This window comes from Mycobacterium sp., assembly GCF_965230835.1.
Classification (GTDB): domain Bacteria; phylum Actinomycetota; class Actinomycetes; order Mycobacteriales; family Mycobacteriaceae; genus Mycobacterium.
This window is the reverse complement of record NZ_CBDDLW010000002.1, coordinates 4,001,036-4,009,512: the sequence shown is the minus strand read 5'-3', so window position 1 is coordinate 4,009,512 and position 8,477 is coordinate 4,001,036. Positions and strand designations below refer to the sequence as shown.

Below are 8,477 nucleotides of genomic sequence, written 5' to 3'. Positions count from 1 at the left end.
GAGCGCTATACGGAGTCGCAGTGATGACGCGTGCTAGCACCGGGTCAACGCGGTCCGGCTGGCTGAGTCTGAGTGCATCGATGATCCGGTCGTATTGGGCAGAAAACGATTTCGCGTCGGGTTGGTCGAACACCGAGTGCAGCAGGTTGCGCCCCCACGGACAGGAGAACTGAGGTGTGGCGGCCACCAGGTGGTGGCGTAGTGGGTACTGAAACGCAGCGTCGGGCGACCCAGCGTCAATGCCGCTCGATGTGCAAGCCTGACGACGTCGACACCATGCCGACCGTCTTGAAGCGAAAGAAAGAGACCGCCGCCAGTGCCGACCTCCCCGACGGCCCGTTCCGCTGCGTGCCGTTTCTCGGCAGAGACCTTTACGCCGCATACGCCGGACAACACATCAGCCACCGCAACATAGGCTTTACCTGCAGCGCAGTTTCGATAAGAACAGTGCGGGTGGCAGAATAGCGGCATAGGCGAGGCCTTTTCCCGTTGGGCTTCTTGTCTAAACCGTATCGTCAAGAAATCCAGAAGACCTAACTATCTGCAGGAGGCTTAAATCCCCGAGATTCACAGTTGGTCGCGTCTCATCGCTGGTGTAAATGGTCACGGGCGTAGGTTCCGTCGCAACCGACGAAAGCTATGAAGGAGGGGCTACGCCCGTGACCAAGCGAGTATCGCCGATTGAGCGTGTGCGTGTTGAGATGGATCAGTTGTTCGCCGCGACCGAGCGGCCGTTGACCGAGATTTTGGAGGAGGTCGGGCGGTTATCGGTGCGTCTGGTGTTTCAGGTCGCCGTGGAGGCCGAGGTAGAAGCAGTGTTGGGCCGAGCCCGTCACCAGCGTCGGGTTCAGGACGGCCCGGGCGGGTACCGCAATGGGTATCAACCGCCGGCGACGGTGAAGACCACGATGGGCTCGGTCGAATTATGCCGCCCGAAACTACGCGACACCGACGAGCGGTTCTGTTCGCGGCTATTCGGTGCCGGGGTGACGCGCACCCACGCTCTGGAGGCGTTGGTGATTTCGGGATGGGTGCGCGGTTTGTCGGATCGCGACATCGAGGCCGCGTTGGCCGAGGTGCTGGGCTCGCAGGCGGCGTTGTCGCGCTCGACGGTGAGCCGGATTTGTGCGGCCATCAAAGACGAGTTCGCTGCGTGGTCGTCTCGACGCCTTGATGAGCTGGTGTTGGACTACCTGTTCTTGGATGCCTCGAACTTTCGGATGCATCCCAACGCCCCGGCCGAGCCGGTGCTGGCCGCCTGGGGCATCTGCACCGACGGCAAGCCCCTGTTTATTGGGCTGGCCCCAGCCGCAGCGGAGTCGGCTGATGCGTGGGCCGACTTCTTGGCTGACCTGAGGAACCGGGGACTACGCCCGCCGCTACTGGGCATCTCCGACGGGGCGCCGGGCCTGATCGCCGCATGGGAGACCACGTTTCCGGCAAGCCTGCGTCAGCGGTGTCTGATCCATCGCTGCCGTAACGTCATCGCCAAGACACCTGTCGCGGTCCAGGACGAGATCAAAGCCGCGTTCTGGTCGATCTTCGATGACATTGACCAGCCACCCGGCCAGCAGGCCGTGGATGAAGCCACCCGCCGCGCCGAGGAGTTCACCACCACATACCGCGGGCTCTACCCAGCCGCGGTCGCTTGCCTGGCCAACGACTTCGCCTCGCTGAGCGTGCATTTGCGCTTCCCCCGCCAACACTGGACACGCATCCGCCATTCCAACCTCATCGAACGCACCTTCGGAGAATCCCGTCGCCGGGTCAAGGTCATCGGCCGCCTACCCGGCGAAACCAGCTGTCTGTCGCTGGTATGGGCCGTCCTCGACCGCGCCAGCCGCGGCTGGCGCGGAGTCACCCAAACATCAGCGACCAGCCGCCACCTCCAAGAACTACGCCACCAACTGCTCGAGCCACCCCGCCCACTGCATCCCCCCACCACAACAACCACGACCGACACCACCGCCGCGTAACATGACCACCAGGAACATGCGCCCAGCGTTTTTACACCAGTCCTAAGACGCCACCTGAACTCCGATCGGTTTGCCAGATTGGGCCTAGTGCCCAGCATCGCGGTGTTCAACGCCGTCGACTTGCGTTGGGTGACACTGGCCGCCCGCATCGGGATCCTGCGGCAACCATTGCACATCAAGCTGTTCTTCTCCGATCGCTGGGTGTCCTATAGCGATTCGGAACCCGACGTCATCGATTTCCTGGTGACAAGGATCCCAACGTGGATTGACCACGAGATCGTTGTCGTACCGTATGCGATGAGCTCGGCCGAACGATGTCAAGAGCTTTGGGAGCACGCACTGGATCGTGGCTTGGGCATCCGAGTGGGTATCGGGGATTGCCCGTTGGCGTTTCGGACTGCCACCAACGTCGACATGGTCGACCGTGCCATCGACCTCATCACCAAACGAGGACTCACGCCGGCCACACAGCATGACGTGCGGGCGCGCTTCAGTGCAACCGGCATGGACACCAGCGGATCGGTAAGGGTGGTCGTCAACCGAAATCGCTGCCTGGGATGGGGCGTGTGCTATGCCTCTGCGCCAGAGGTCTACCAGCCCGATGCCGAGAACTACTGCGTCGTTGTCAAGCCCTACGTCCAAGGAAGCCTTCTGGAGAAGGCAATCGAAGGCGCGGCAAGCTGCCCGGAACGGGCAATCAGAGTTGAGTTGCGTGGCGAAACGGCACCGCCAGGAGGTGTGTGATCGTAGCCAGCGCGCAGAAGCCATCGCGCTGTTGAGACCGCGCCGTCTCACATCTAGAGAAACGGGCGTTATCACATCCGGTCTCATCAGATGGACAGCGGTAGAGAGAGCCGCGTTCAGGAGCCGTCTTGCCACAGGTGTCCCATCATGACCGGATAACGCACCGGTCGGCATCCGTTAAAGGCGATATCGCGGACATGGCTGAAATCCGACCAGAGCATCTTGCTGCCCTTCAACCACTGCGTTTTGCGGACACTTCGTCTAACTTGCTCCAGCTCGAACTGGGTTGCAGCCCGCAGGGGGCCGGCAGCGCCGAACAGGCGTACGCCTGGGGGGCGATGAAGCGGCCTGCGAGTAGCGAGCGGAGCCAGAACAGCCGCCCAGTGTCGACTGCCATCAGGCACACTCTGGGGTCAGCCTCGATGTTGCGCGCTAGCGCGCTGGTGTACTGATCGAAGTAGAAGCCGGTGCGGTCATCGCGCAGAAATACCGTTCCTACAGGCGTGATGTGTGGTGTGCCGTCAGGATCGACCGACGCGATCGCACAGTGCATAGAGGACTGTTTCGCCCGGGCGACGGTCTCCCGGATCGTCCTCCAGCTCTCATCGTTGAACACGGAATGATCCTCGTCTGTCATGCGTGCATCGAACCATGTGTGCTGCATGGCATCGCCACCGCAGGAAATGCTCGCCTTGTCGCACATCTAAAGAATCGGGAGTAATCAGATCCTGTCCCTAAGGTCGTGGGTGTCTGGGGTTGATGCTCTGGATGCCCAGGGCGGTGGGGTGTAGCTGAGATCTTGTTGCTGAGTGTGTGGCTTCGTGAGGCTGGCTGCCCCACCGTGCTGGACGCTCCGGCCGCTGATTGAGAGCTGATGCGGATCGTCGCTGGTTAGGGACATGTCGGCGGAGCTGTCCATGGGCTTGACCTGCGAACACAGGAGAACAACCGTGACGGGACGGCCACTGGTGTGGGTCGGAATCGATGTTGGTAAGGCCAGCCATCACGCGTGCGCGGTGGATGAGACCGGCACGGTGGTGTGGACTCAAAAATTGGCCAACGAGCAGCGGGCGATCGAGGCGCTGATCGACCGCGCGCAAAAGACTGCCGAGCAGGTGCGATGGGCCGTCGATCTGACCAGCCCGCTGGCGCTGATGCTAATCACGGTGCTGCTGGCTGCCGATGAATCGGTGGTCTATGTGCCCGGCCGAGTGGTCAACACCATGACCGGTGCGTTTCGGGGCGAGGGTAAGACCGACGCCAAAGACGCTCGGGTTATCGCCGAAACTGCCCGCATGCGAAGCGATCTCGCCACAGTGACGATACCCGACGACCTGGTCATGGAGTTGACCCAGCTGACCGGCTATCGCACTGATTTGATGGCCGACTGGGTTCGCGGTATCAACCGGTTGCGGTCGCTGCTGGGGTCGATCTTCCCGGCCCTGGAAGCAGCGTTCGACTACTCCACCCGCACACCGCTGATTCTGGTCGCCGGGCTATGCACCCCCGCGGAGATCCGGGCGGCCGGCACCGACGGCGTCACGGCCCATCTGGCCAACAACCAGGCCTGGCGTCCCGGGATCGCCACGACCGCGGCCACCGCCGTAGCGCTGGCCAATGAGCAGCAGATAGCGCTGCCCGGCCAGGACGGTACCACCGCTTTGGTCAAACGGACGGCGGCCAAGCTGCTCGGGCTCGACCGCGAGATCAAAGACATCGACAAGATGATCGCCGAGCGCTTCCGCGATCATCCCTACGCGCGGATCATCGAGTCGCTGCCCGGCTTCGGGCCGAACCTGGGCGCTGAGTTCCTGGTCGTCACCCGCGGTGACCTGGCATCGTTTGCCACGCCCGGGCGCCTGGCGTCTTACGCCGGATTGGTTCCTGTGCCACAGGACTCCGGTCGCGTGAGCGGCAATCTACGCCGGCCGAAACGCTACAACCGCAGACTGCGCCGCGTGTTCTATCTGGCCGCGCTGTCCAGCCTGCGCACCAACGGGCCGTCACGGCAGTTCTACGACCGCAAACGCGGTGAACGCCTCATCCACAGCCAGGCCCTGCTCGCCCTGGCCCGCCGCCTCGTCGACGTCCTGTGGGCACTGCTACGCGACGGCCGCGAGTTCACTCTCGGCAAACCGATAGCCACCGCCGCAGCTTGACACCATCATTGAGAGTCTCGCACACAGGGGACCAGTGTGTGAACCGGTTAGGTCTGCGTATCTGGCATCAGCGATGCAACTCTGGCGATAGGGCCGCGGCGGATAGATGCCGGTAGATGGTTGGTCGTGCGACGCCGAACTCGGCGGCGATCTGGGCCGCGGTGTAACAGCAGTTGCCATCTGCGTAGAGTTCGGCGTACATCGCCGCCGCCAATGCGACCTAACGCTCGCTCAAACCGGACTCCAGCGGACAGCGATCGGGATGCTGCCTACTTCATTGAGTCGGCCGACGCGCATCTGGCGGCGGTTGTAGTCCGTTCGGGTCCACGTAGCGGCGCGGTTCGTTGACTACCGGCGGGGTGTGGTCGATCCACGCCGGGTCTGTCGGCGGTGGGGTGTAGCGGTAGTCCTCGGGAAGCTTGGCGAGATGCGCGGGGAGGTTCGTAAGTGGATCACCTGCCCACCAGATCCGGCCGGGATTCTCGCCGGGCTCTCGGGAGTGCGCGCCTGGCCAGTTCTCTTCGAGATCGAGCAGGTAGTAGTACAGGGCAGGATTGTCGGCCTCGTTCCACGGGGACGGGTTGATCAACGATTCTCGGGTGTCGCGGACCAAGCCCCAGGTACGATCCGATGGCGGCGCGGTGTAAACCAAGTGCATCACCGCGCCGTCTGTCCACGCGTGAGACACAAGGAACGTGCAACGTCCCGGCCGTGGGTAGGCGGCAGCATTGGCGTTGCGTACCTCTATGTGGTGCAGCAGCTCGTCGAGGACCTTGGCTGCGAAGTCGCACTCTGCGTCGGTCGGGGGCTGGCCCGGTGAGGATTCAGTTGATGGGTGCATAGTTGTTCACCCATGGCGGTGTCAGCGTCCAGTTCCTTTGTACTTCAACGACTCCGCTGCCTCCTGGGAGGGGATACATCGTGATCACTCCTTTCTGCCCGCCACCGGGTACGTCGTAGCTGGGGTTAGTGTTCGCCACGATTCTCATCGTCAGACTCTCGCCGGTGTCGGCGCAACTGGGTAAACCGAGAAAGCCCGACGTGCAATGGGCCTTGTTGATCGGCACCTCATAGACCAGAGAACCACCTTGATTCTCTATCGGATGAGAATGTGAGATCAGGTCCTTGAACACGTTCGGGTTGATCAGCCCGTGCTTCCAGTAGATCTTGTCCCAACCGAAGCCTTTATCGTTAGCTGCGTTGTAGTAGCCGCGCCTGAGTACAACATGGTTGCCGTCGAGGTCGGTGGCTTCGGCAATCACATCGTTGACTGGGTGCGTGCGATCAGGCGGCGGCGCGGTTTTGTAGTCCACGGCCTGCACGTGGGGTGTGTTTTTGGGTGTTTCGCGGAAGGCGGGGGTGAGTTCGGCGGTGGCGGCGGTGATTTTGGCGGCTACCTCGCGTTCAACCCCGACTAGTTGGGCGGCGCGTTGGCGGATGTCGGCAGCAAATGCTTGGGCTTGGGCTTGGCGAGCCGCTTGTTCAACGGCGCTGCGGCTAGTTCGAGTATCGGTGACCGAGAAGTCTTCTCCAACTACGAAACCGGCGTTGTGGGCGTCGTCAACGCCATAGAGCACCCTGCGGCGTACGGTGCCGATCGTTCCGGCGCCATCGCGGGCGATCTTGCCGGCTTGGCACAGTTGATCGGCCTTAGCGCTCACTATTGGGAGGTCAGCGCCGGTTCGCTCCCGTAGTGCATCACCGCCAGCGCCTTCCCATACCAAAGTGTGGGAATCGTTGCGCATCTGCAAGAACACGTCTTCCCACTGATCGGCGGTCTTAGTCCAGTAGCTGGCCGCCTCGATCAGATACCCGGTGCTCCATGCCCGAACTTGGGACAGGGTCGGCACCATCTAGACCAGCCTAGGTTGCACGGCAGTCATTTCGGTCGCGTCTCATCGCTGGTGTAAATGGTCACGGGCGTAGGTTCCGTCGCAACCGACGAAAGCTATGAAGGAGGGGCTACGCCCGTGACCAAGCGAGTATCGCCGATTGAGCGTGTGCGTGTTGAGATGGATCAGTTGTTCGCCGCGACCGAGCGGCCGTTGACCGAGATTTTGGAGGAGGTCGGGCGGTTATCGGTGCGTCTGGTGTTTCAGGTCGCCGTGGAGGCCGAGGTAGAAGCAGTGTTGGGCCGAGCCCGTCACCAGCGTCGGGTTCAGGACGGCCCGGGCGGGTACCGCAATGGGTATCAACCGCCGGCGACGGTGAAGACCACGATGGGCTCGGTCGAATTATGCCGCCCGAAACTACGCGACACCGACGAGCGGTTCTGTTCGCGGCTATTCGGTGCCGGGGTGACGCGCACCCACGCTCTGGAGGCGTTGGTGATTTCGGGATGGGTGCGCGGTTTGTCGGATCGCGACATCGAGGCCGCGTTGGCCGAGGTGCTGGGCTCGCAGGCGGCGTTGTCGCGCTCGACGGTGAGCCGGATTTGTGCGGCCATCAAAGACGAGTTCGCTGCGTGGTCGTCTCGACGCCTTGATGAGCTGGTGTTGGACTACCTGTTCTTGGATGCCTCGAACTTTCGGATGCATCCCAACGCCCCGGCCGAGCCGGTGCTGGCCGCCTGGGGCATCTGCACCGACGGCAAGCCCCTGTTTATTGGGCTGGCCCCAGCCGCAGCGGAGTCGGCTGATGCGTGGGCCGACTTCTTGGCTGACCTGAGGAACCGGGGACTACGCCCGCCGCTACTGGGCATCTCCGACGGGGCGCCGGGCCTGATCGCCGCATGGGAGACCACGTTTCCGGCAAGCCTGCGTCAGCGGTGTCTGATCCATCGCTGCCGTAACGTCATCGCCAAGACACCTGTCGCGGTCCAGGACGAGATCAAAGCCGCGTTCTGGTCGATCTTCGATGACATTGACCAGCCACCCGGCCAGCAGGCCGTGGATGAAGCCACCCGCCGCGCCGAGGAGTTCACCACCACATACCGCGGGCTCTACCCAGCCGCGGTCGCTTGCCTGGCCAACGACTTCGCCTCGCTGAGCGTGCATTTGCGCTTCCCCCGCCAACACTGGACACGCATCCGCCATTCCAACCTCATCGAACGCACCTTCGGAGAATCCCGTCGCCGGGTCAAGGTCATCGGCCGCCTACCCGGCGAAACCAGCTGTCTGTCGCTGGTATGGGCCGTCCTCGACCGCGCCAGCCGCGGCTGGCGCGGAGTCACCCAAACATCAGCGACCAGCCGCCACCTCCAAGAACTACGCCACCAACTGCTCGAGCCACCCCGCCCACTGCATCCCCCCACCACAACAACCACGACCGACACCACCGCCGCGTAACATGACCACCAGGAACATGCGCCCAGCGTTTTTACACCAGTCCTAAGACGCCACCTCACAGTTCTCCCAGGGCGGTACCGGCCGACAAACCAGGAGCCAGCCCGGACCCCCGGGATACGAACAATGACAACTATGGGACAGGCCAGCACGGCCCCCTGCACGCGCCACCGCCAAGCCCAGAACCACCACCCACACCCCAGGGCCTACCAGACCCGGCATCCTTCACTCCACCGGACAGCCCAACAAACCTCGCGCTGGAACCCGACCCCTTCGAGCCGGACCCTTGGCATGCGAACGATCCCAACTATGGG

At 62.9% G+C, this 8,477-nt stretch carries 9 protein-coding genes and 1 pseudogene; 5 read left to right on the top strand and 5 right to left on the bottom strand.

Features of this window, described 5'->3' with window-relative positions; all coding sequences use genetic code 11:
• Positions 1-70 precede the first annotated feature (70 nt).
• Positions 71-241: pseudogene (locus ACO07W_RS18655) on the bottom strand (IS256 family transposase); the annotation flags it as partial.
• Between ACO07W_RS18655 and ACO07W_RS18650 the strand changes: the two are divergent.
• The 3 genes from ACO07W_RS18650 (at position 202) to ACO07W_RS18640 (ending at position 2,720) form a co-directional block, all read left to right on the top strand.
• Entirely contained in the window at positions 202-465 is a 264-nt protein-coding gene (locus ACO07W_RS18650; protein ID WP_421846183.1) for a hypothetical protein, read from the top strand. The pseudogene ACO07W_RS18655 and the gene ACO07W_RS18650 sit on opposite strands and share 40 nt — an antisense overlap.
• Positions 466-701: 236 nt before the next feature.
• A complete protein-coding gene (locus tag ACO07W_RS18645) occupies positions 702-1,976 on the top strand; it encodes an IS256 family transposase (protein ID WP_421840071.1) in 1,275 nt (424 codons plus the stop codon).
• A gap of 87 nt (positions 1,977-2,063) precedes the next feature.
• On the top strand, positions 2,064-2,720 hold the full coding sequence (locus ACO07W_RS18640; protein WP_421845171.1) for a ferredoxin: 657 nt from the start codon (positions 2,064-2,066) through the stop codon (positions 2,718-2,720).
• A 232-nt stretch (positions 2,721-2,952) separates the two neighbouring features.
• Here ACO07W_RS18640 and ACO07W_RS18635 read toward each other — a convergent pair whose 3' ends face one another.
• The gene (locus ACO07W_RS18635; protein WP_421845170.1) at positions 2,953-3,423 is read right to left on the bottom strand and encodes a pyridoxamine 5'-phosphate oxidase family protein; all 471 of its coding nucleotides are present in this window, start codon (positions 3,421-3,423) and stop codon (positions 2,953-2,955) included.
• A gap of 247 nt (positions 3,424-3,670) precedes the next feature.
• Between ACO07W_RS18635 and ACO07W_RS18630 the strand changes: the two genes are divergently transcribed.
• On the top strand, positions 3,671-4,879 hold the full coding sequence (locus tag ACO07W_RS18630; protein ID WP_421844812.1) for an IS110 family transposase: 1,209 nt from the start codon (positions 3,671-3,673) through the stop codon (positions 4,877-4,879).
• Positions 4,880-4,946: 67 nt separating this feature from the next.
• On the opposite strand, the gene ACO07W_RS18625 is transcribed toward ACO07W_RS18630, so the two are convergent.
• The 3 genes from ACO07W_RS18625 to ACO07W_RS18615 form a co-directional block, all read right to left on the bottom strand.
• Entirely contained in the window at positions 4,947-5,081 is a 135-nt protein-coding gene (locus tag ACO07W_RS18625) for a helix-turn-helix domain-containing protein (RefSeq protein WP_421846097.1), read from the bottom strand.
• Positions 5,082-5,153: 72 nt separating this feature from the next.
• On the bottom strand, positions 5,154-5,720 hold the full coding sequence (locus tag ACO07W_RS18620) for a hypothetical protein (protein ID WP_421845169.1): 567 nt from the start codon (positions 5,718-5,720) through the stop codon (positions 5,154-5,156).
• On the bottom strand, positions 5,704-6,732 hold the full coding sequence (locus ACO07W_RS18615; RefSeq protein WP_421845168.1) for a hypothetical protein: 1,029 nt from the start codon (positions 6,730-6,732) through the stop codon (positions 5,704-5,706). Before ACO07W_RS18615 ends, ACO07W_RS18620 begins: the two co-directional genes overlap by 17 nt.
• A 159-nt stretch (positions 6,733-6,891) precedes the next feature.
• Here ACO07W_RS18615 and ACO07W_RS18610 point away from each other — a divergent pair, with 159 nt between their 5' ends.
• A complete protein-coding gene (locus ACO07W_RS18610; protein ID WP_421840071.1) occupies positions 6,892-8,166 on the top strand; it encodes an IS256 family transposase in 1,275 nt (424 codons plus the stop codon).
• The last annotated feature ends 311 nt before the right edge of the window (positions 8,167-8,477 follow it).